Raw genomic sequence first — 19,694 nt, 5'->3', positions numbered from 1 at the left:
CGCGACCGCGGGCCTGCCCGGGCTCGACCAGAGACTTCCTTTCCCTCCCGCGACTCACTCCCAGGAGTTCCTGTGACCATCACCCAGCCGGACCTGAGTGTCTTCGAGACCCTGGAGTCGGAGGTTCGTGGCTACTGCCGTGGCTGGCCGACGATCTTCGATCGCGCCCAGGGCAGCTACATGTACGACGAGGACGGCCACGCCTACCTCGACTTCTTCGCCGGCGCGGGGTCGCTCAACTACGGCCACAACAACCCGGTCCTCAAACGCGCCCTGATCGACTACATCGAGCGCGACGGCGTCACCCACGGGCTGGACATGTCCACCGTGGCCAAGCGGGCGTTCCTGGAGACCTTCCAGAACCTGGTCCTGCGTCCGCGCGACCTGCCGTACAAGGTCATGTTCCCCGGCCCGACCGGTACCAACGCGGTCGAAGCGGCGCTGAAGCTCGCGCGCAAGGTCAAGGGACGCGAGTCCATCGTCTCCTTCACCAACGCCTTCCACGGCATGTCGCTGGGATCGCTGGCCGTGACCGGCAACGCGTTCAAGCGCGCCGGCGCCGGCATCCCGCTGGTGCACGGCACCCCGATGCCCTTCGACGACTACCTCAACGGCCAGGTCCCGGACTTCATCTGGTTCGAGCGCCTGCTGGAGGACTCCGGCTCCGGCCTGAACCAGCCCGCGGCGGTCATCGTCGAGACGGTCCAGGGCGAGGGCGGCATCAACGTCGCACGCGCCGAGTGGCTGCGCGCGCTGGCCGACCTGTGTGAGCGCTACGACATGCTGCTGATCGTCGACGACATCCAGATGGGCTGCGGACGCACCGGCGCCTTCTTCTCCTTCGAGGAGGCCGGGATCGTCCCGGACATCGTCACCGTCTCCAAGTCCATCAGCGGCTACGGCCTGCCGATGTCGCTGACGATGTTCAAGCCCGAGCTGGACATCTGGGAGCCGGGCGAGCACAACGGCACCTTCCGCGGCAACAACCCGGCCTTCGTCACCGCGACCGCCGCCCTGGAGACGTACTGGGCGGACGGCCAGACGGAGAAGCAGACCCGTGCCCGGGGCGAGCAGATCGAGGAGACCTTCAGAGCCATCCGCACCGAGCACCCGGACGCCACGGTCGAGTACCGCGGCCGGGGCCTGGTCTGGGGCCTGGAGATGCGCGACAAGCCGACGGCGGGCAAGGTCGCCAAGCGCGCCTTCGAGCTCGGGCTCCTGGTGGAGACCTCGGGTCCGGAGAGCGAGGTCGTCAAGCTCCTGCCGGCGCTCACCATCAGCGCGGAGGAGCTCGACGAGGGGCTCCGCATCCTTTCACGCGCCATCCGTGAGACCGTTTGACCCCACTGTGCCCCGGCCCGTCCCGTACTGGGGCGGGCCGGGGCTTTTATCCACTGCCGTACTGGGCAGGCAGGATCTGAGGACTCAACAGAAGGGCACACAGCACCGTGATCGTTCGTTCTTTCCAGGAAATCGAAGGCACCGACCGTGATGTCCGCTCCGCATCGGGCACTTGGCGCAGCAAGCGCATCGTGCTGGCCAAGGAGCGGGTCGGTTTCTCGTTGCACGAGACGACTCTCTACGCCGGCACCGAGACGTCGATGTGGTACGCCAACCACATCGAGGCCGTGCTCTGCGTCGAGGGCGAGGCGGAGCTGACCAACGACGAGACGGGTGAGACCCACTGGATCAGCCCGGGCACGATGTACCTGCTCAACGGCCACGAGAAGCACACCGTGCGCCCCAAGACCGACTTCCGTGTCATCTGCGTCTTCAACCCCCCGGTCACCGGCCGCGAGGACCACGACGAGAACGGCGTGTACCCGCTGCTCACCGAGGACGACGACAGCTGAGACGACAGCCGGGCCGCAACCGCCGATCCGGCTGACCGCAGACCGACCGACGAGAGAAAAGGACCGTAACGAGAGGAGAGGAAGGCAACCTCATGACCCTCGCACCCGAGCGCACCATCGACCTCTACCCGACGCGCGGAGCCACGGAGGTGGCGATCGAGCGGCAGGACCCGGTGGTGTGGTCCCCACAGGGCACACCTGGGCCCATCGAGTCCCAGGACCTGGCGGACTACGAGCGGGACGGGTTCCTCGCGATCGACCGGCTGATCACCCCTGACGAGGTGTCGGTCTACCGCGGCGAACTGGAAAGGCTCATCTCGGACCCGGAGATCCGAAAGAATCCGCGCTCCATCGTGGAGCCGGCCTCCCAGGAGATTCGGTCCGTGTTCGAGGTGCACAAACTCAGCGAGATCTTCGCCGGACTCGTGCGCGACCCCCGGGTCGTCGGACGTGCCCGGCAGATCCTGGGCTCGGACGTCTACGTCCACCAGTCCCGCATCAACGTCAAGCCCGGATTCGGAGCCAAGGGCTTCTACTGGCACTCCGACTTCGAGACCTGGCACGCGGAGGACGGTCTGCCGAACATGCGGACCGTCTCGGTGTCGATCGCGCTCACCGAGAACCTCGCGACCAACGGCGGCTTGATGATCATGCCGGGATCGCACCGCACATTCCTCGGCTGTGCCGGGGAGACCCCGAAGGACAACTACAAGAAGTCACTCCAGATGCAGGACGCCGGCATCCCGTCCGACGAAATGCTCAGCCGTTTCTCCGGAGACCACGGGATCCAGCTGTTCACCGGCACGGCAGGTTCGGCCACCTGGTTCGACTGCAACTGCATGCACGGCTCGGGTGACAACATCACTCCCTACCCGCGGAGCAATGTCTTCATCGTGTTCAACAGCGTGGAGAACGCCGCCGTGGAACCGTTCGCCGCCCCCAGGGGCAGGCCGGACTACATCGGGGCCCGCGACTTCCAGCCCGTGCGCTGAGGTCGACGGAGCCTTCGAGGCGGGCACCCGCCCGTTGCGGAGACGCTCCGATGGATCGGCTGGGCGCCGCCCGTACGCGTCAGAGCGGGCGGCGCCCAGGTGTGTCCGGGGACCGTTCACCCGCCACGCGTACGCCAGCGGACAGAGCCGCGCAGAACAGGCGTCGCGCGGCGGCGACGCAACAGGCGGGCAGGGCGCGGCGGCCTCGGCCCGTGCCAGGCGGGCAGGGCGGGTGGTCGGACGGGCGTGGCCGCAGCCGGCAGAGGACGGCCCGGGCGGGGCCGCTCAGGCGGTGAGTGCGCGCAGCAGGGCGTCCGCGTCGGCCTCGGTGTTGTAGAGGTGGAAGGCGGCGCGCAGGTCTCCGGCGCGCACCGAGACCGCCACCTCCGCCCGTGCGGCGCGGGCACGCCCCTCCTCCCCCAGGCCCGGCAGCGAGACGATGGCCGAGTCGCCCGACACCACGGCGAGTCCGGCCTTCGAGGCCGCCGTGCGGAAGCGGTCGGCGAGCGCCGTGTTGTGCGCCGCGACGCGGTCCACCCCGATCCCGGCCAGCAGCCGCAGCGACTCGGCAGCCGCCAGATAGGGCAGGAACGGGACCGGCTCGTCGTAGCGGCGAGCGCCGGGCGCCAGTCGCGGCACCGGCCCGTAGCACATCTGCCAGGGGCTCTCGCCCGCCACCCAGCCCGCGTGCAGCGGAAGCAACGGGCCGCTCTCGTCCGTGACGACCAGGAAGGACGTGCCACGGGGGCAGAGCAGCCACTTGTACGCACCGCAGACCGCGTAGTCGAAACGGCCGAGGTCGAGCGGGAGCCAGCCGGCGGCCTGGGTGGCGTCCACCAGGGTCCGGCAGCCGTGGGCGCGGGCAGCAGCCCGCAGGCCGTCCAGGTCGGTGATCCGTCCGTCGGCGGACTGCACGGCGCTGACCGCGACCAGATCGGTGTCCGCGGTGACCGCGTCCGCGAGCTCCGCCGGCGGTACGGTGCGCACCCGCAGATCGTCGCGGACGGTGAAGGGGTTGACCACCGAGGCGAAGTCGCCCTCGACCGTGAGGACCCGTGAGCCGGGCGGCAGCGAGGCTGCGACCAGCCCGACGTGCACCGCGACCGAGGTGCCGACCGCGACCTGCTCCGCGGCCACGCCCGCCAGGGCAGCGAAGGAGGCGCGGGCGGCGTCGATCTGCTCGAAGCAGCGGACCATGTCCAGAGTGCCGGCGGTCATCTCGGACACCGCGCTGCGCAGCACCTCGGCCGAGCGCGCGGGCAGCAGACCCTGGGAGGCGGTGTTGAGGTAACGCACGCCGCCACCGGGCCGGGCCCCGGCCACGTCACCGGCCCCGCTACCGAACTCGGCGGCGACCAGCTCCTGCAGCGGGGTGTGCGCGAGGGACGGTGTCTGTGTGGGGTCCATCGTCCAACTGTGCGTCCGGGCCCCGGGGTTGTCCATCGGCGCTCGGCCTTCACCGCCGCCAAGCCGGCCTTATCGGCGCAGCTCGGCGGCGGTGTGCGGGGCGCCGTGCGGGTGTACGGTCCGCCGGGCGCCGGCCTCAGGCGCCGATCCTGCCGCCGTCCTCCCTGGTGATCACCAGGGTCGCCGAGCGCGGACGGCCCTCTGGGTCGAAGTCCGGCCAGTTGCTGACGTCCCGAGGGTTCTGCGGGGTGGGTTCGCCCCACGCCTCGGTCGCCTCGCCCGGGTGCTGGACGTTGACGAACATCGTCCGCTGGTCGGGCGTGGTGATCACTCCGGTGATCTCGGCGCCGCGCGGCCCGACGAGGAACCGCCGGATCTCCCGCGTCCTGGGGTCGGCGGCGAGCATGGCGTTGTTGCCGATGTTGTCGTACCCCTTCTCCGGCAGGTTCTGCGAGGAGTTGGAGACGTCGGTCTGGATCCACAGCCGCCCGTCGGCGTCGAACCACAGGCCGTCGGGCGAACCGAAGAGGTTGTCGCCGAGCTTCACCTCCTCGTCGTAGGCCGGGTCGCCGGCCAGGACGAAGATGTCCCAGTGGAAGCTGGTGGCGGTGTTGTCGCCGCCCTTCTCGCGCCAGCGCACGATGTGGCCGTACGGGTTGGGGTCGCGCGGGGTGGCGGCGCTGTCCCAGCCGCTGCCGTTGGTCAGCGAGACGTAGACGTCCTTGTTCTTCGGGTTGACCGCGAGCCACTCGGGGCGGTCCATCCGGGTCGCGCCGACGGCGTCGGCCGCCTCCCTGGTGCGGATCAGTACGTCCGCCTGGTCCTTCCAGCCGTTCTCGGTGGTCAGCTCGCCCTCGCCGTGCACCAGGGGCAGCCAGTCGCCGCTGCCGTCGTCGTTGTAGCGGGCGACGTGGAGGCGGCCGTGGTCGAGCGGGCTGCGGCCGGCCCTGCGGTGCTCGCGCCAGGGGCGGTCACCGACGAACTTGTAGACGTAGTCGCCGTCCTGGTCGTCCCCGGAGTAGCCGACGAAACGGCCGCGGGCCTCGGTGACCATGCAGCCCTCGCGCTTGAAGCGGCCGAGCGCGGTGCGCTTGACCGGCGTCTGGCGCGGGTCCTTCGGGTCGATCTCGGTGATCCAGCCGAAACGGTTCACCTCGCCGGGGTTGGCGGCGACGTCCCAACGCTCGCTGGCCGTGTGCCAGTTGTAGCCGAATCCGACGTTGTCGACTCCGTAGCGCTTCTGGAGGGTGTCGGGCTCCCAGTCGGGGTCCTCGGTGCCGAAGTAGGAGTTGAAGTTCTCCTCGCAGGCGAGGTAGGTGCCCCACGGGGTGACGCCCATGGAGCAGTTGTTGAGCGTGCCCATCGGCCGGTTCCCGGCCTGCAGCGCGGGGTGCTTCTCGGTGACCGGGCCGGAGAACGTCACCGGGGTGTTGCCGTGCACCTTGCGCGCGTAGCGGGACTTCACCCGCCGCCACTGGCCGTCCTTGCCCCGGGCCACCTCCACGATGCTGACGCCCTGGGCCGCGAGCGCCTTGTCGACCTTCTCGCCGGTCATCTCCTCGTCGCCGTCGGGGAAGAGGATCTGCTGGTCGATGTACTCGTGGTTGAGGACCAGCAGCCCGCGCTCGTTGCCCTTGCCGTGCCGGTCACCGCCGCGGTGGCCCCGGCCGAGCGGGAAGTAGTGCATGCCGTCGTGGTGCATGCCGACCTGCTGCTCCTGGTCGGCGGCGGAGTTGGAGGCGTCCTTGAGCCAGCGCGGGCCGTCCGGCTGGATCGGGGTGCCCCAGGGGATCAGCACCTGTACGCGGTAGCCCTCGGGAACGACCAGCTCGTCCCGGTCGTGGGTCTCGACCTGACGGAAGCCGAGCAGTCCGTGCCGGCCGCTCTCGGCGGCGGGCGCTGCCGCGGGCTCCTCCCCGGCAGCCGGTCCGCGCCGGGGGGCCGCCTGTGCAGAACCCCCGGCCATGACGAAGGCGGCTGCGGCTGCCGTACCGCCCGCCAGCGCCGCGCGGCGGCTGAGGCGAGTCGCCACGACGTCCCCGAACGACCGGTTGTCCGAGGGGTTCGAGCTCACCTCGTCGGGGTCGAACTCCGGGAAGACAGGGCGTTTTTCAGACATGTTCCGTCCTCACTGATCGTGGAATCAGAGCGTTCGGCGCACCCTCCACGCGGATTGCGGTGCCCCGTGCCGTTGAACCGGGCGTTGACGAGGATCGGATGTTAGGTGCCGGTGGCGGCGGTGCGACACCCCTGCGACGCCCCTGTTCCCTCCGGCGATCGAGCGCAGCACCCAACTCGATCAGTTCCGGCCAGTTTTCCGCGTGTTCGCCCGGCGTTCACCCGCGAGCGCCGAAAGCCCTCGCTGCACGGAGTCGCAGCCGCGCCGAGAAGCCGGCCCCGGGAAGGGTCGCCGAACGCGCAGGACGTACCCGCCGCGGCCCCGCGGCCACGCTGAGCTGCTCGGGGCGGCACTTCTGCGGCTCTCGATCTTGGCCGGAAAGCTACTGCGCGGGGTTGCGCCCGTACTGCTGGGCCCCGCCTCCGCGGGCCGGCCGGTGTCGCCGAACGAAGCCGGCTCCTCGGCGGCGGCAGCGACCCCGTCGCGGAAGGCCGGGTACGGAGCGCCCTCGTCCGGGCACGAAGCGCATCGTGCTGGTGGGCGACGAGCAGCTGCTGCGCGGCGCGCTCGCCGCGATTCTCGGCTCCGAGCGCGGGGTCGAATCGTTCAGGCGGTGGGGCGGGGCAGCGGCGGGATCTCGCAGCGGTCGGAGAAGCCCTGTCCGACCAGTCCGAGCGCCGCGTTGGTGCGCGAGCGCATGTTCTCCACCGCGACCAGCGCGGTCAGTTCCACAAACGCCCTCTCCCCCAGCCTCGTCACCAGACTCTGCGCCATCGCGTCGGTGACGGCCGGCTCGGTCTCCGTCATCGCCTCGGCGTACTCCATCACCTCGATCTCCAGCGCGGTGTACAGCGCCCGGTGCTGGCGCCACACCGGGACGTGCCGCAGCTTCTGCGCCCCGGCCCCGTGCCGCGTCCCCTCCCAGTAGCCGAAGTCCACGCACCAGGAGCAGCCGATGCGCACCGCCGAGGCCATGACCGCGAGCTGCTTGAGCTCGGGGTCAAGCGTCTTCCAGCGGGCGACACCGAGTTCGAGGGCGCTGGTGGCCAGCAGGACACCGGGGTGGTGGCCGGCCGCCTTCAGCGGGTCGAGGACCTTGCCGTAGCTGCGGCGCGCGTACCACTCGCCGATGCGCACCAGCAGGGTGCGTCGCGGTTGCAGGGAAATGCGTGCCATCGGTGATCTCTCCTCCGCTTCGACAACAACGGTGCCTTTGCCGAGGAGACGCATCGGAACGCTGCGGTGTGACATCCGCCCCCGGCGGGCGCTCGGGGCGGAGGGACGGAAGGGCGGAGTCCCGACGGAAGGCGGAGGAACCCGGGGGTGCGTCGAGTCGTTGGCCGGGCATGACCGCTATGACACCTGGTTCCAACCTGCCGCTGGCCACCGCGCGGATCGCGGTGGACGTCACCGCTCCCGCGCGCCTCGACGTATCGGGGCTGCTGCTGGGTCCCGGCGGCAAGGTGCGCTCGGACGCCGACTTCGTCTTCTACAACCAGCCCGCAGCCCCCGGCGTGCGCCACAGCGGCGGCGGTACGGACACCATCTCGGTGGACACCGCCTCGGTGCCCGCGGACGTCGAGAAGATCGTGGTCACCGCGAGCCTGGACGCTCCCGGCGCCACGTTCAGCGGGGTCGAGCCCACGGGCACGGTGCGCGACGAGGCGAGCGGTGCGGTGATCGCCACCTTCACCCCCACCTCGCTCGGTGCGGAGACCGCGCTGGTGCTGATCGAGGTCTACCGGCGGGCCGGCGCTTGGAAGGTGCGCGCCGTGGGGCAGGGGTACGCGAACGGCCTGGCGGGCATCGCCACCGACTTCGGCGTCTCCGTCGAGGAGCCCGCCCCGGCGCCCGCGGCCCCGCCCGTGCCCGCGGCAGCACCGGCCGCTCCGGTTGCGGCTCCGGCTGCGCCCGCCCCGGGGGCCGCAAAGGTCAACCTGGACAAGGGCACGGTCAACCTCCGGAAGCACCAGAGCGTTTCTCTGGTGAAGAACAACCAACCGCTGGCCTCCAAGGTCACCATGGGCCTGGGCTGGGAGCCGGCCTTCCGCGGCAAGAGCATCGACCTGGACGCCTCGGTCATCGCCTATGACGCCCACCGCAAGAAGCTCGCCACCTGCTACTTCGGCAAGCTCAAGATCCTCGACGGCGCGGTCCAGCACTCCGGCGACAACCTCACGGGCGACGGCGCCGGGGACGACGAGACCATCACCGTCGACCTGGGCCGGCTGCCGGCGGAGGTGACGGGGCTCGTCTTCACGGTCAACTCCTACACCGGGCAGAAGTTCAACGAGGTGGCCAAGGCTTACTGCCGGCTGCTCGGCAGCGGGGGCGAGGAGCTCGTACGCTTCGACCTCACCGACGCCGCGCCCCGTACGGCCGTGCTGATGGCCAAGTTCGTACGGCAGTTCACCGGGGAGTGGGACATGACCGCGCTCGGCGACTACCACGACGCGCGGACCGTGCGCGGGCTGGTCAAGCCCGGCGCAGCGGCCCTGTAGCCGGAGGCCGCCGAGCCCGTCCGGGCCCGCCTCGCCAAGCGCGCCGTCGCCCGGGCGGCGCTGCGTACGCCCGTGCGGCTCGGCGGCCCGGACGCGGTTGCTCGACAGTGCAGCCCCGGGGCCCGGTTGCGCTGCCCCGGGGGCCGTCCGGGCGGTCAGCCGAGCGAGCGTGCCCGGTGGGCGGCCTTGCGGGCCTCCTTGGCCGCCTGCCGGTCCGGGTGCAGCCTGCCCATCGCCTCCAGCACCTCGGCGGTCGCCGGGTGCGGCACCCGCCAGACTCGCTCGAAGAAGCCGCTGTGCTGGTCGACCAGCCCGCGCATCAGCTCCTGCACCTCCAGCGACTGCTCCTCGGTCAACTCCCCGACGAGCTGGGCCGCGAAGGTGTCCACCGTCAGCCAGAAGACCATGTCCTCGCTGGGCGGCGGCACGTCATCGGCACCGTGCTCGGCCAGCCACACCCGGGCGAGCCCGCCCAGCTGCTCGTCCTCCAACACCTCCCGGAGCGCCGGTTCGACCTCCTGGCCGGCCGCAGCCAGGATCTGCTGGCACAGCAGCCTGCGCCACGGCGCCAACTCGTCCTCGCCGCGGGCGGCGGCCAACAACTCTCGTACGGCCGCGAGCGGTTCGCGCACCGCGATCCACTCGGTCAGCTCCGCCAGCGCGGCCGGCTCCGGGTAGTGGTCGGCGATCTCGCCGAAAAGCTCCTGCGCTTCCAGGCCGCTCAACTCGCCGACCAGCGGGGCGTGGACGCCCTCGTCCTCCATGAGCTGCCGCACACCGTACTGTCCGAGCGGTGTCAGCCGGACCACGCCGTACCGGGACACGTCCTCGTCCTCGTCCGGGCTGTCGGGGTCCGCGCTCCCGGCCCAGTCCTCCTCACCCGCCTCGACGAGCAACTCCTCGTCGATGGGCCGGTACTCGACGGCTCCGGTGGGCTCCAGAATGCGGAACTGGTCGTCCAGCCGCATCATCACGGCGGACACCTCGGCGAGCATCTCCTCGGTCGGCTCCTCGACGTCCTCCGGCACGGCGAGCGAGGAGGCGAGAACCGGGAGCGGGATCGGCGGCGCCGGGTCCTCGCCCATCAGGTTCTCCGAGGCGGTGAGGACGTAGAGGTTGGCGAGCGCACTGTCCAGCAGGTCGGCCTCGGCCTGCGGATCCCAGTCCAGCTCGGCGCTGTCCGGGTTCTGCGGGTCGAACCCGCCCTCGCCGCCGGTCAGTTCCTCCAGCAGATCCTCCATGTTGGGCATCGCGGCGTCGCCCACCATGACCCCGAAGACGCCCTCCCACACCGCGAGCACATCGCTCGGACCGCTCGTGTCGAACGCCTCCAGCTCCTCTCCCGGGGTGGCCAGCGCCACGGCCTCGTCGGCGTCGGGCATCGGCCCGTAGTCCTCGGCCGGCTCGTCCTCGACGATGTCGACGAGGTCGACGTCGACGGCGATGTTCCACGCCTCGGCGGCGAGCGCGCGGGCGTCCTCCCCCTCCAGGCCCAGGTGCTCGGCGGCGGACAGCAGCTGGTCGCCGAGGAGTTCACCGCCGGCACCGACCCGGATGCCGCCCTTGGCCCACCTGGCCAGTGACACCGCGCGCACCAGCAGCGGGGAGGCGAGCGCCGCCCGGGCGAGCTCGGCCTCCGGGGGCAGCCGCAGCGGCGGCAGGGTGGGGTGGTCGTCACCGTTCATCGGCGTCTGGCTCCTCGCCTTGGCACGTCGTTGGGCAATCACCCAGCCTACGGCCTGTTCCGACACCGTTTGCCCCAGTCGCGCGGGTCGGTCGCGGGCGGGTTCCGTCGCCTCGGCGCACGGGCCACGGGCGGTCGGACCAGCCGGGCGGGAAGGCGGTACGGGCACCGGCAGCGCTGCGGGAGCGGGCGGACCGGGGAGGCGTCGCGGGCGGGCGGCGGTCAACGGAGCGCGTAGGCGCCGACGTTCATCCGGCCGCCTCCCGCCGTACGCCCCCGATGCCTTGACAAGGGGACCCGGCTCCGGAAGTTTTACGCGCGTAGAGCAATGTCGGGCGCGTACCGACAGCCGGCCTCGGGCGCCTGCGGGCAGCACCACCGGACGCACGCCCGGAGGCCGGCCGCCCCCACCCGCAGCAACACCCCTCTTCGGAGCGAACCTTGACCACTCGCCAGACCGCCGCGGCACTGTGCGCACTGACCGCCGCCGCCCTCACCTCCACACTGCTGATCACCTCCGCCGGTGCGGCGTCCCACGAGCCGACCGCCGATGAGGTCCGCATCCACGACGTCCAGGGCAGTACTCGGATCTCGCCGCTCGCGGGCGAGGAGGTGCGCGAGGTCGCCGGGATCGTGACCGGTGTGCGCGGCGAGGGTTCCCGCGGCTTCTGGATCCAGGACGAGGAGCCGGACGACGATCCGGCCACCAGCGAGGGCGTGTTCGTGTACACGGGCAAGGAGGCCCCCGCGGTCCTCGTCGGCGACCGGGTGCGGGTGAGCGGCACCGTCGCCGAGTACCGCCCGGACGGCGAGGACTCCGGGAACCAGTCTCTGACGCAGATAACCGCTCCCGAGGTGACCGTCGACTCCAGCGGCAACGAACTGCCCGACCCGGTGCGTCTGGACGCGCGCAGGATCCCCCGGGCGTACGCGCCGAAGGGCGGCGGGGAAGGCGGTGTCGAGGACCGCGAACTGCGTCCGCGCGCCTTCGCCCTGGACCTCTACGAATCGCTGGAAGGGATGAACGTCGAGGTCCGCGACAGCCGCGTCGTCGGCCCCAGCACCTCCTACGGCGAGCTCTGGGTCACCGTCACCCCTCGCGAGAACCCCTCGGCCCGCGGCGGCAGCGTCTACGGCTCCTACCGGGACCAGAACGCCGGTCGGCTGAAGATCAAGAGCCTGGCCGACCCGGACGAGAACCCCTTCCCCGCAGCCGACACCGGCGACCGCCTCACCGGCCGCACCGAAGGCCCGCTGGACTATGACGAGTTCGGCGGCTACACCCTCGCGGCGGCCGAGCTCGGCAAGGTGGAGCGGCGCGGTCTGGAGCGCGAGCGCACACGTCCGCAGCGCAGGGACGAGCTCGCCGTCGCCACATACAACGTGGAGAACCTCCACCCGGGCAACGACGCGGAGAAGTTCGAGCGGCTCGCCCGGGGCATCGCGCGCGACCTCGCCGCCCCCGACATCGTCGCCCTGGAGGAGATCCAGGACAACAACGGGCCCGAGGACGACGGCGAGACCGCCGCCGACCGTACGCTCGAGACCCTGATCGAGGCGATCGTCGACGCCGGCGGGCCCCGCTACGAGTGGCGCGGCATCGACCCCGAGGACAAGGCCGACGGCGGCGAGCCGGGCGGCAACATCCGCACCGCCTTCCTCTTCAACCCCGAGAGGGTCACCGCCGAGGACCGCCCCGGCGGCGACGCGACCACCCCGACCGCCGTCGAACGACGGGACGGCAGGGCCTCGCTCACCCTCTCCCCCGGTCGGGTCGACCCCGCCGACGAGGCGTGGGAGGACAGCCGCAAGCCGCTCGCCGCGCAGTTCGCCTTCCGCGGCGAGCCGGTCATCGTGGTCGCCAACCACTTCAGCTCCAAGGGCGGCGACGAGCCGCTGCACGGGCGCTTCCAGCCGCCGAACCGGGTCTCGGAGACCCAGCGGCTGGCGCAGGCCGAATCGGTCAACTCCTTTGTCAGGGACGCCCTGAAGATCGACCGCAAGGCGCAGATCGTGGTCCTCGGCGACATCAACGACTTCGAGTTCTCCGGCACCACCAAGGCCCTGACCGCCGGCGGCGCGCTGCGCAGCACGGCGTACGCCCTGCCCCGCGACGAGCGCTACACCTACGTCTTCCAGGGCAACTCCCAGATCCTCGACCAGACCCTCGTCTCGCCGGCCATCCGCCGCTACGACTACGACATCGTGCACACCAACGCCGAATTCGCGGACCAGATCAGCGACCACGACCCGCAGGTGCTCCGCTTCCGCCCCTGACCGCCGAGCTGCCGGGCGGCTCGGCACTCCGGCAGTCCGGCAGTCCGGCAGTCCGGCAGTCCGGCGCAAACAACGCTACGGACTGCTGCGCACCGCACCGGCTTCCGCACGGGCGTGCTCGCACACCCACGGGCCCCGAGTGGACGCGGTGGCCGGCCCGGTCCCAGAATCGGCCCATGAACCAGGGACCCTTCGGCCGGGTGGCCGCCGCGATGATCACACCGTTCACCGACAGCGGTGCGCTCGACGAGGTGGGGGCGGGCAGACTCGCCACCCATCTCGTCGACCGGGGCGGTTGCGACGCGCTGGTGGTCAACGGCACCACCGGCGAGTCGCCCACCACCACCGACGAGGAGAAGCTGACCCTGCTGCGCGCGGTGGTCGAGGCCGTCGGTGACCGCGCCACCGTCACCGCCGGAGTCGGGTCGGCGAGTACCGTCCACACCGTCGCGCTGGCGCGGGCGTGCGAACAGGCGGGCGCCGACGGCCTGCTGATCGTCACGCCGTACTACTCCCGCCCCGGCCCGGAGGCCGTCGCACACCATCTCGCCACGGTCGCCGACGCCACCTCGCTCCCGGTGCTGCTGTACGACATCCCCTCCCGCACCGGAGAGAACACCGCGCTCACCGCCGACACCCTGCGCACGCTCGCCGAGCATCCGCGCATCGCGGGCGTCAAGGACTGCGCGCACGACCTCCTGAAGACGGGATCGGTGCTGGCCGACACCGGACTCGCCTACTACGCCGGGTGCGACGAGGAGATCCTCCCGCTGCGCGCGATCGGCGCGGCGGGCTGCGTCAGCACGGTCGCGGGCGTCGCGGGCGGTCTCGTACGGGAGATGCTCGACGCCTTCGACGCCGGCGACCTCGACGGCGCCCGCAAGCGCCACCACGCGCTGGCGCCGCTCGTAGGGGCGTTGCAGTCGGCACCCGGGACGGTCACGCTGAAGGCGATCCACCGGGCCGCCGGCCTCCCCGGCGGCCCGGTGCGCGGTCCGCTGCTGCCCGCCGACGAGACGCTCACCGCCGAGTTGGTCGCGGCGTTCCGGCAGGCCAACGCCTGAGCCCGGTACGGGCGTTCGGCGGCCCGCAGCGCCCGGCCACCGGCCCCCGTGTCGTCCCGCCCGAGCGGTCGGCTCCGGCGGGCCCGCCCCACCCCGCGACGAGCCGGACGCGGGGTGGGGCGGGGGCCGCAGCGGGCGCGGAGCCGGCAGCGGGCATCGCAGCCGACGCGCGGGCGGGGTCAGTAACCGGCGGTGGTCTCGCCCTGCTCCGGCCGGTTGCCGCTCCCCGCCTCGCCGGTCAGATCGCGCACCAACAGCGTCGCGCCGGCCACTGCTCCGGGCATCAGGAAGACCGCCACCACCGGCACCAGGAACGTCGCGGCGAGCGGCACGCCGAAGCCGAGCGCCAGCCCCTTGCGGGCCCGCAGCATCCGCAGCCGGGTGCGTACGTCGATGCCCCGCCGCTGCATCGCGACCGAAGTGAGCTCCAGGGTCAGGAAGAATCCCGACACGGCGAAGCCGAGAGCGGGCACGATCGTCTGGCCGACCAGCGGGACGAAGCCGAGCAGGAAGAGCGGCAGCGCAAGGGCGAGCGCCCTCATCAGCACGTACAGGCTGTCCGTCAGCGAGGTCCACAGCTCGCGCCACCAGGGCAGGTCCGGCCCGTCGGGCAGCCCGCCCTCGCTCTCCTCGACCTTCTCCGAGAGCGATTCGTAGAACGGGTCGCCGATCAGCAGCGTCACCGCAGTGAAGGTCAGGATCGCCACCATGAGGCCGACGGCCAGCAGCAGCACCACGAAGCCCAGCCGCAGCAGGTTGCGCGGCGCACCCGACCAGTCGTCGGCGAACGGCGTGGCCCACACCGCCAGATCACCGGCCTGGAAGGCGAGCAGCACCAGCAGGGCCACGTACAGCACCAGGGCGATCAGAGCGGGCAGCAGACAGAACGCGTACAGGCGGCCGTGCTGCGCGACCCAGCGCTGACCCTGCATCAAATACCTGGCACCGGTGGCTAGTTCCCTCATGGGCGCCAGCCTATCCAGGCCGCGGCACCCCGCGACGCGGGCCGGCCCCGTACCCGACGGGCACGGGCCCGTAACCGGTGAGCACAGGGGCCCGTACCCGACGGACACGGACGGACTCCGTGCCCGACGGACACGGACCCCGTGCGCATCCCGGCCGCTGCCTCCCGCTCCGGGCAGGAGGCCTGCGGTCGTCAGTTGTGGCTGTGCAGCACCTCGTTGAGGCCGCCCCAGGACCCGGTGCGGGGCAGCACCTCGACGACACCCGTGGTGGAGTTGCGGCGGAAGAGCAGGTTGTCGCTGCCGGAGAGCTCCAGCGCCTTGACCACCTTGCCGTCCGGCAGCGTGACCCGCGTGCCGGCGGTCACGTAGAGGCCGGCCTCCACGATGCAGTCGTCGCCGAGCGCGATGCCGATACCCGCCTCGGCGCCCAGCAGGCAGCGCTCGCCGAGCGAGACGACCTGCTTGCCGCCGCCGGAGAGGGTGCCCATGATCGAGGCGCCGCCGCCGATGTCGGAGCCGTCACCGACCACCACTCCGGCGGTGATCCGGCCCTCGACCATGGAGGTGCCGAGGGTGCCGGCGTTGAAGTTCACGAAGCCCTCGTGCATGACGGTGGTACCGGCCGAGAGGTAGGCACCGAGGCGGACCCGGTCGGCGTCACCGATGCGCACGCCCGCGGGGACGACGTAGTCGGTCATCCGCGGGAACTTGTCGACGCTGGTCACGGTCAGCCGCTCGCCCCGGGTGCGGGCGACCAGCCGGGCCTCCTCCACCCGGTCGACCGGGACCGGACCGAGGTGCGTCCAGGCGACGTTGGTGAGCAGGCCGAAGACGCCGTCGAGGTTCTGTCCGTGCGGCTTCACCAGTCGGTGGCTGAGCAGGTGGAGTCGCAGATAGGCGTCGTGCGCGTCCAGTGGCTTGTCCTGCAGGGAGGCGATGACCGTCCGCACCGCGACAACTTCCACACCCGGCAGCGCGGTGGCGCCGAGCGCCTTCGGGGCGTCCTGGCCGAGCAGTTCGGCGGCGCGGTCGGCGTCCAGTCGCTCAGTGCCGGAGGCGCCCGCCTCGGTGCTCAGCTCGGGCGCGGGGTACCAGGTGTCGAGGACGGTGCCGTCGGTGGTGACGGTGGCGAGCCCGGCGGCGACTGCGCCGGTGTGCGTGTGCGTGGCTGCATCGGTCATGCCGAGAACCTAACCGCTGCCGCGCCACGGAGGCGAACCGGTCTCATCCGCCGGCCGCGCTCCGGGCGACGGGCCGCGACACAGCCCGCCGGCGCCCCGGACCGCAGCTCCGCGCCGTGCGCGGCAAGCCCCGGGCGCCGTACGGGAGTTGCGGACGGCGCCTCCGAGAGCCGGGAGGGGCAGCGCCGAGCCGTACGGGCAGCGCCGAGCCGTACGGGCGGCAGCCGACCGGACGGGCGGTGTCGACGAGCCGGGCCGGTCAGTGGGCGGCACCGCCGAGGTTGAGCACCACGACACCGGCGATGACCAGCAGCACCCCGGCTACCTTCGCCGGCGACACCGACTCCCCGATGAAGACCATCCCGATCAGCGCCACCGCCGCCGTACCGGCTCCGGCCCAGATCGCGTACGCGGTGCCCACCGACATCTCCCGCAGGGTGAGCGAGAGCAGGTAGAAGGCGATCAGGTAGCCGACCGCGGTGCCGAGCGAGGGCCACAGCCGGGTGAAACCGTCGCTGTACTTCATCGAGGTGGTGGCCAGCACCTCGGCGAGGATGGCGGCGGCCAGCGTCGCGTATGTCATCCGGACGACTGTACCCACCACTTGTGTGCCGCCGGGCCCTTCGTGGAACGGAAAAACGCCGGCGGATCGATTCGATCCGCCGGCGCTCCCGGTGTGCCGTTCTGCGCTCGGGCGCCGGGCGGAGTGCCCCGAGGTGTCCAGGACACCCGCGGCGTGACGCCCCGGGCGTGACGCCTCAGACGTTGAAGCCGAGCGCGCGCAGCTGCTCGCGTCCCTCTTCGGTGATCTTGTCCGGGCCCCACGGCGGCATCCAGACCCAGTTGATCTTCAGATCCTTGACCAGGCCCTCGGTCGCCGACTTCGCCTGGTCCTCGATCACGTCGGTCAACGGGCAGGCAGCCGACGTCAGGGTCATGTCGAGCGTCGCGATGTTCTCCTCGTCGACGTGCACCCCGTAGATCAGGCCGAGGTTCACCACGTCGATACCGAGCTCGGGGTCGACGACGTCGTACAGCGCCTCGCGGACCTCTTCCTCGCTCGCCGGTGAGGTCGTGCCCACACCGCCGTCAGCAGCCTCGCTCATGCCGTCCTCTCCTTCGGGCCGTCCTCGTCGCCCGCGCCCAGTGCCTGGGCGGTGGCGTCCTTCCATGCCATCCAGCTCAGCAAAGCGCACTTCACCCGGGCCGGGTACTTGGAGACACCGGCGAACGCGACCGCGTCCTCCAGCAGCTCCTCCATGGCGTCGTCCGGGGTCAACTGCCCCCTGGACTGCATCAGTTCCAGAAAAGCGCCCTGGATGCGGCGCGCCTGCTCCAGCTCCTTGCCCACCAGCAGCTCGTTGAGCACCGAGGCGCTGGCCTGGCTGATGGAGCAGCCCTGGCCCTCGTAGCTGACGTCGGCGATCCGCTCGCCGTCGTAGCGCACCCGGAGGGTGATCTCGTCCCCGCAGGTGGGGTTGACGTGATGCACCTCGGCATCGCCGTCCCGCAGCCCACGGCCGTGCGGGTGCTTGTAGTGGTCCAGGATCACGTCCTGGTACATCGAGTCGAGCTTCACGAGTGCCACGCCATTCTCATCCGGTTTCCCGTCAGGGCTCTCATCCGAAGAAATTCCGCACGTGCTCCAGACCGTCGACCAGGGCGTCCACCTCGGCCGGCGTGGAGTACAGATAGAACGACGCTCGCGTCGTCGCGGGAATTCCGTACCGCAGGCAGACCGGCCGCGCGCAGTGGTGGCCGACCCGTACGGCGATGCCCTGCTCGTCCAGCACCTGGCCGACGTCGTGCGGATGGATGTCGCCCAGGGTGAAGGAGATCGCCGCGCCCCGGTCCTCGGCCGTGGTGGGGCCGATGATCCGCAGGTCCGGAACCTGGAGCAGGCGCTCCAGGGCATACTCGACGATCGCGTGCTCGTGGGCGGCGATCTTGTCCATGCCGATGGCGGACAGGTAGTCCACCGCCGCGCCGAGCCCGACCGCCTGGGCGATCGGGGGCGTACCGGCCTCGAACTTGTGCGGGGCCGGTGCGTAGGTGGAGGAGTGCATCGAAACGGTCTCGATCATCTCGCCGCCGCCGAGGAACGGCGGCAGGTCCTCCAGCAGCTCCTGCCGCCCCCACAGCACACCGATGCCGGTCGGGCCGCACATCTTGTGGCCGGTGAAGGCGACGAAGTCGGCCTGGATGGCCTGCACGTCGAACGCGGTGTGCGGTACGGCCTGGGAGGCGTCCACCACCACCAGCGCCCCGACCTCCTGGGCACGCCGTGCGATCTCCTCGACCGGGTTGAAGGTGCCCAGGATGTTGGAGGCCAGGGTGTACGAGACGACCTTGGTCTTCTCGGTGATGAGCTCGTCGATCCGGGAGAGGTCGAGCCGGCCGTCGTCGGTCAGCCCGAACCACTTCAGCTTCGCGCCGGTGCGCTGCGCCAGCAGCTGCCACGGCACGATGTTGGAGTGGTGCTCCATCTCCGTGATGACGATCTCGGTGTCGCTGTCCACCCGGTAGGGCTCGTCCGCCCAACCGAGCATGTTGGCCACGAGGTTGAGCGACTCCGAGGCGTTCTTGGTGAAGATCACCTCGTCGCGGCTCGGCGCGTTGATGAAGGCGGCGACCTTGTCCCTCGCGCCCTCGTACAGCGCCGTGGCCTCTTCGGCGAGCACGTGCACGCCGCGGTGGACGTTGGCGTTGTGCTGCTCGTAGTAGTCGCTCAGTGCGTCCAGCACCTGGCGGGGCTTCTGCGAGGTCGCGGCGCTGTCGAGGTAGACGAGCTTCTTCCCGTCGTGGAGCACACGGTCCAGGACGGGGAAGTCCTTGCGAATCGCCTCGGTGTCGAGGTGGCCGGGGAATCCACGGCGGGAGGAAGTCACGTGCTGGTGCCGCCCTTCACGTACTGCTCGTAGCCCTCGGCCTCGAGCTTGTCGGCGAGCTCCGCGCCACCGGACTCGGCGATGCGTCCCTTGGCGAAGACATGCACCTGGTCCGGCTTGATGTAGCGCAGGATGCGGGTGTAGTGGGTGATCAGCAGAGTGCCGACGTCCCCGCCCTCGCGGACCCGGTTGACGCCCTCGGAGACGACACGCAGCGCGTCGACGTCCAGACCGGAGTCGGTCTCGTCCAGCACCGCGATCTTGGGCTGCAGCAGCTCCAGCTGGAGGATCTCGTGCCGCTTCTTCTCACCGCCGGAGAAGCCCTCGTTGACGTTGCGCTCGGCGAAGGAGGGGTCCATCTGGAGACGCGCCATGGCCTCCTTGACCTCCTTGACCCAGGTGCGCAGCTTCGGGGCCTCGCCGCGGGTGGCGGTGGCGGCGGTGCGCAGGAAGTTGGAGACCGAGACGCCGGGGACCTCGACCGGGTACTGCATGGCGAGGAACAGGCCGGCGCGGGCCCGCTCGTCGACGGACATCTCCAGGACGTCCTCGCCGTCGAGCGTGACGGTGCCGCCGGTGATCGTGTACTTGGGGTGGCCCGCGAGGGAGTAGGCGAGCGTCGACTTGCCGGAGCCGTTCGGCCCCATGATGGCGTGCGTCTCGCCCTGCTTCACGGTCAGGTCGACCCCGCGCAGAATCTGCTCGGGACCGCCCTCGGTGTTGACGGAGACGTGCAGGTCGTGGATCTCAAGGGTTGCCATGG

The 19,694-nt window shown here is 71.2% G+C and carries 17 protein-coding genes; 6 read left to right on the top strand and 11 right to left on the bottom strand.

What is annotated here, in order from left to right; translation table 11 throughout:
- Positions 1 to 72: 72 nt before the first annotated feature.
- From ectB to thpD, 3 genes are all read left to right on the top strand, one after another.
- Positions 73 to 1,341 (top strand): diaminobutyrate--2-oxoglutarate transaminase, encoded by a 1,269-nt coding sequence (gene ectB / locus JGS22_RS19235; RefSeq protein ID WP_211038834.1) that lies wholly within the window; start codon positions 73 to 75, stop codon positions 1,339 to 1,341.
- A 107-nt stretch (positions 1,342 to 1,448) separates the two neighbouring features.
- A complete protein-coding gene (locus JGS22_RS19230; RefSeq protein WP_211038833.1) occupies positions 1,449 to 1,853 on the top strand; it encodes an ectoine synthase in 405 nt (134 codons plus the stop codon).
- 92 nt (positions 1,854 to 1,945) lie between these two features.
- Entirely contained in the window at positions 1,946 to 2,845 is a 900-nt protein-coding gene (thpD, locus tag JGS22_RS19225; RefSeq protein WP_211038832.1) for an ectoine hydroxylase, read from the top strand.
- Between the two features lie 285 nt (positions 2,846 to 3,130).
- On the opposite strand, the gene JGS22_RS19220 is transcribed toward thpD, so the two are convergent.
- The 3 genes from JGS22_RS19220 to JGS22_RS19210 form a co-directional block, all read right to left on the bottom strand.
- Positions 3,131 to 4,252, bottom strand: a complete 1,122-nt coding sequence (locus JGS22_RS19220; protein WP_211038831.1) for an aminotransferase class V-fold PLP-dependent enzyme — start codon at positions 4,250 to 4,252, stop codon at positions 3,131 to 3,133.
- Positions 4,253 to 4,388: 136 nt separating this feature from the next.
- Complete coding sequence (locus JGS22_RS19215; protein WP_211038830.1) at positions 4,389 to 6,371, bottom strand: PhoX family protein; 1,983 nt, start codon at positions 6,369 to 6,371, stop codon at positions 4,389 to 4,391.
- Positions 6,372 to 6,977: 606 nt separating this feature from the next.
- Positions 6,978 to 7,547 (bottom strand): carboxymuconolactone decarboxylase family protein, encoded by a 570-nt coding sequence (locus JGS22_RS19210; RefSeq protein WP_211038829.1) that lies wholly within the window; start codon positions 7,545 to 7,547, stop codon positions 6,978 to 6,980.
- Positions 7,548 to 7,726: 179 nt separating this feature from the next.
- Here JGS22_RS19210 and JGS22_RS19205 point away from each other — a divergent pair, with 179 nt between their 5' ends.
- On the top strand, positions 7,727 to 8,872 hold the full coding sequence (locus JGS22_RS19205; RefSeq protein WP_211038892.1) for a TerD family protein: 1,146 nt from the start codon (positions 7,727 to 7,729) through the stop codon (positions 8,870 to 8,872).
- Positions 8,873 to 9,027: 155 nt separating this feature from the next.
- Here JGS22_RS19205 and JGS22_RS19200 read toward each other — a convergent pair whose 3' ends face one another.
- A complete protein-coding gene (locus JGS22_RS19200) occupies positions 9,028 to 10,557 on the bottom strand; it encodes a hypothetical protein (RefSeq protein WP_211038828.1) in 1,530 nt (509 codons plus the stop codon).
- 440 nt (positions 10,558 to 10,997) lie between these two features.
- Between JGS22_RS19200 and JGS22_RS19195 the strand changes: the two genes are divergently transcribed.
- Both JGS22_RS19195 and dapA read left to right on the top strand, forming a co-directional pair.
- Positions 10,998 to 12,833 carry a DUF8508 domain-containing protein gene (locus JGS22_RS19195; protein WP_236073212.1) on the top strand — a complete coding sequence of 612 codons (1,836 nt, stop codon included), beginning with the start codon at positions 10,998 to 11,000 and terminating at the stop codon, positions 12,831 to 12,833.
- A gap of 176 nt (positions 12,834 to 13,009) precedes the next feature.
- The gene (gene dapA, locus JGS22_RS19190; protein ID WP_211038826.1) at positions 13,010 to 13,897 is read left to right on the top strand and encodes a 4-hydroxy-tetrahydrodipicolinate synthase; all 888 of its coding nucleotides are present in this window, start codon (positions 13,010 to 13,012) and stop codon (positions 13,895 to 13,897) included.
- 179 nt (positions 13,898 to 14,076) lie between these two features.
- On the opposite strand, the gene JGS22_RS19185 is transcribed toward dapA, so the two are convergent.
- The 7 genes from JGS22_RS19185 to sufC all read right to left on the bottom strand — a co-directional run bounded on the left by JGS22_RS19185 (position 14,077) and on the right by sufC (position 19,692).
- A complete protein-coding gene (locus JGS22_RS19185) occupies positions 14,077 to 14,862 on the bottom strand; it encodes an EI24 domain-containing protein (protein ID WP_211038824.1) in 786 nt (261 codons plus the stop codon).
- Positions 14,863 to 15,053: 191 nt separating this feature from the next.
- Positions 15,054 to 16,043: a 2,3,4,5-tetrahydropyridine-2,6-dicarboxylate N-succinyltransferase gene (gene dapD / locus JGS22_RS19180; RefSeq protein WP_211038822.1), complete on the bottom strand. Its 990-nt coding sequence runs from the start codon at positions 16,041 to 16,043 to the stop codon at positions 15,054 to 15,056.
- Positions 16,044 to 16,302: 259 nt separating this feature from the next.
- Positions 16,303 to 16,626 (bottom strand): DMT family transporter, encoded by a 324-nt coding sequence (locus tag JGS22_RS19175; RefSeq protein ID WP_211038821.1) that lies wholly within the window; start codon positions 16,624 to 16,626, stop codon positions 16,303 to 16,305.
- Between the two features lie 175 nt (positions 16,627 to 16,801).
- Positions 16,802 to 17,149, bottom strand: coding sequence for a metal-sulfur cluster assembly factor (locus JGS22_RS19170; RefSeq protein ID WP_211038820.1), 348 nt, complete (start codon positions 17,147 to 17,149; stop codon positions 16,802 to 16,804).
- Positions 17,146 to 17,622, bottom strand: a complete 477-nt coding sequence (gene sufU, locus JGS22_RS19165; RefSeq protein ID WP_211038890.1) for a Fe-S cluster assembly sulfur transfer protein SufU — start codon at positions 17,620 to 17,622, stop codon at positions 17,146 to 17,148. Before sufU ends, JGS22_RS19170 begins: the two co-directional genes overlap by 4 nt.
- A gap of 40 nt (positions 17,623 to 17,662) precedes the next feature.
- The gene (locus tag JGS22_RS19160) at positions 17,663 to 18,931 is read right to left on the bottom strand and encodes a cysteine desulfurase (protein WP_211038819.1); all 1,269 of its coding nucleotides are present in this window, start codon (positions 18,929 to 18,931) and stop codon (positions 17,663 to 17,665) included.
- Positions 18,928 to 19,692, bottom strand: a complete 765-nt coding sequence (gene sufC, locus JGS22_RS19155) for a Fe-S cluster assembly ATPase SufC (RefSeq protein ID WP_211038818.1) — start codon at positions 19,690 to 19,692, stop codon at positions 18,928 to 18,930. The genes JGS22_RS19160 and sufC overlap by 4 nt, the downstream gene beginning before the upstream one ends.
- Positions 19,693 to 19,694: the final 2 nt, after the last annotated feature.

The organism is Streptomyces tardus (genome assembly GCF_018101125.2).
Lineage (GTDB): Bacteria > Actinomycetota > Actinomycetes > Streptomycetales > Streptomycetaceae > Streptomyces > Streptomyces tardus.
Note: the sequence above shows the minus strand (reverse complement) of the source record. Positions and strands in the feature narration are given on the sequence as shown.

Bases quoted from the DNA above. Each gene is read 5' to 3' on its own strand.
- thpD (WP_211038832.1), top strand. From the start codon at position 1,946: ATGACCCTCGCACCCGAGCGCACCATCGACCTCTACCCGACGCGCGGA.
- JGS22_RS19220 (WP_211038831.1), bottom strand. From the start codon at position 4,252: ATGGACCCCACACAGACACCGTCCCTCGCGCACACCCCGCTGCAGGAG.
- JGS22_RS19215 (WP_211038830.1), bottom strand. From the start codon at position 6,371: ATGTCTGAAAAACGCCCTGTCTTCCCGGAGTTCGACCCCGACGAGGTG.
- JGS22_RS19210 (WP_211038829.1), bottom strand. From the start codon at position 7,547: ATGGCACGCATTTCCCTGCAACCGCGACGCACCCTGCTGGTGCGCATC.
- JGS22_RS19205 (WP_211038892.1), top strand. From the start codon at position 7,727: ATGACACCTGGTTCCAACCTGCCGCTGGCCACCGCGCGGATCGCGGTG.
- JGS22_RS19200 (WP_211038828.1), bottom strand. From the start codon at position 10,557: ATGAACGGTGACGACCACCCCACCCTGCCGCCGCTGCGGCTGCCCCCG.
- dapA (WP_211038826.1), top strand. From the start codon at position 13,010: ATGAACCAGGGACCCTTCGGCCGGGTGGCCGCCGCGATGATCACACCG.
- JGS22_RS19185 (WP_211038824.1), bottom strand. From the start codon at position 14,862: ATGAGGGAACTAGCCACCGGTGCCAGGTATTTGATGCAGGGTCAGCGC.
- dapD (WP_211038822.1), bottom strand. From the start codon at position 16,043: ATGACCGATGCAGCCACGCACACGCACACCGGCGCAGTCGCCGCCGGG.
- JGS22_RS19175 (WP_211038821.1), bottom strand. From the start codon at position 16,626: ATGACATACGCGACGCTGGCCGCCGCCATCCTCGCCGAGGTGCTGGCC.
- JGS22_RS19170 (WP_211038820.1), bottom strand. From the start codon at position 17,149: ATGAGCGAGGCTGCTGACGGCGGTGTGGGCACGACCTCACCGGCGAGC.
- sufC (WP_211038818.1), bottom strand. From the start codon at position 19,692: ATGGCAACCCTTGAGATCCACGACCTGCACGTCTCCGTCAACACCGAG.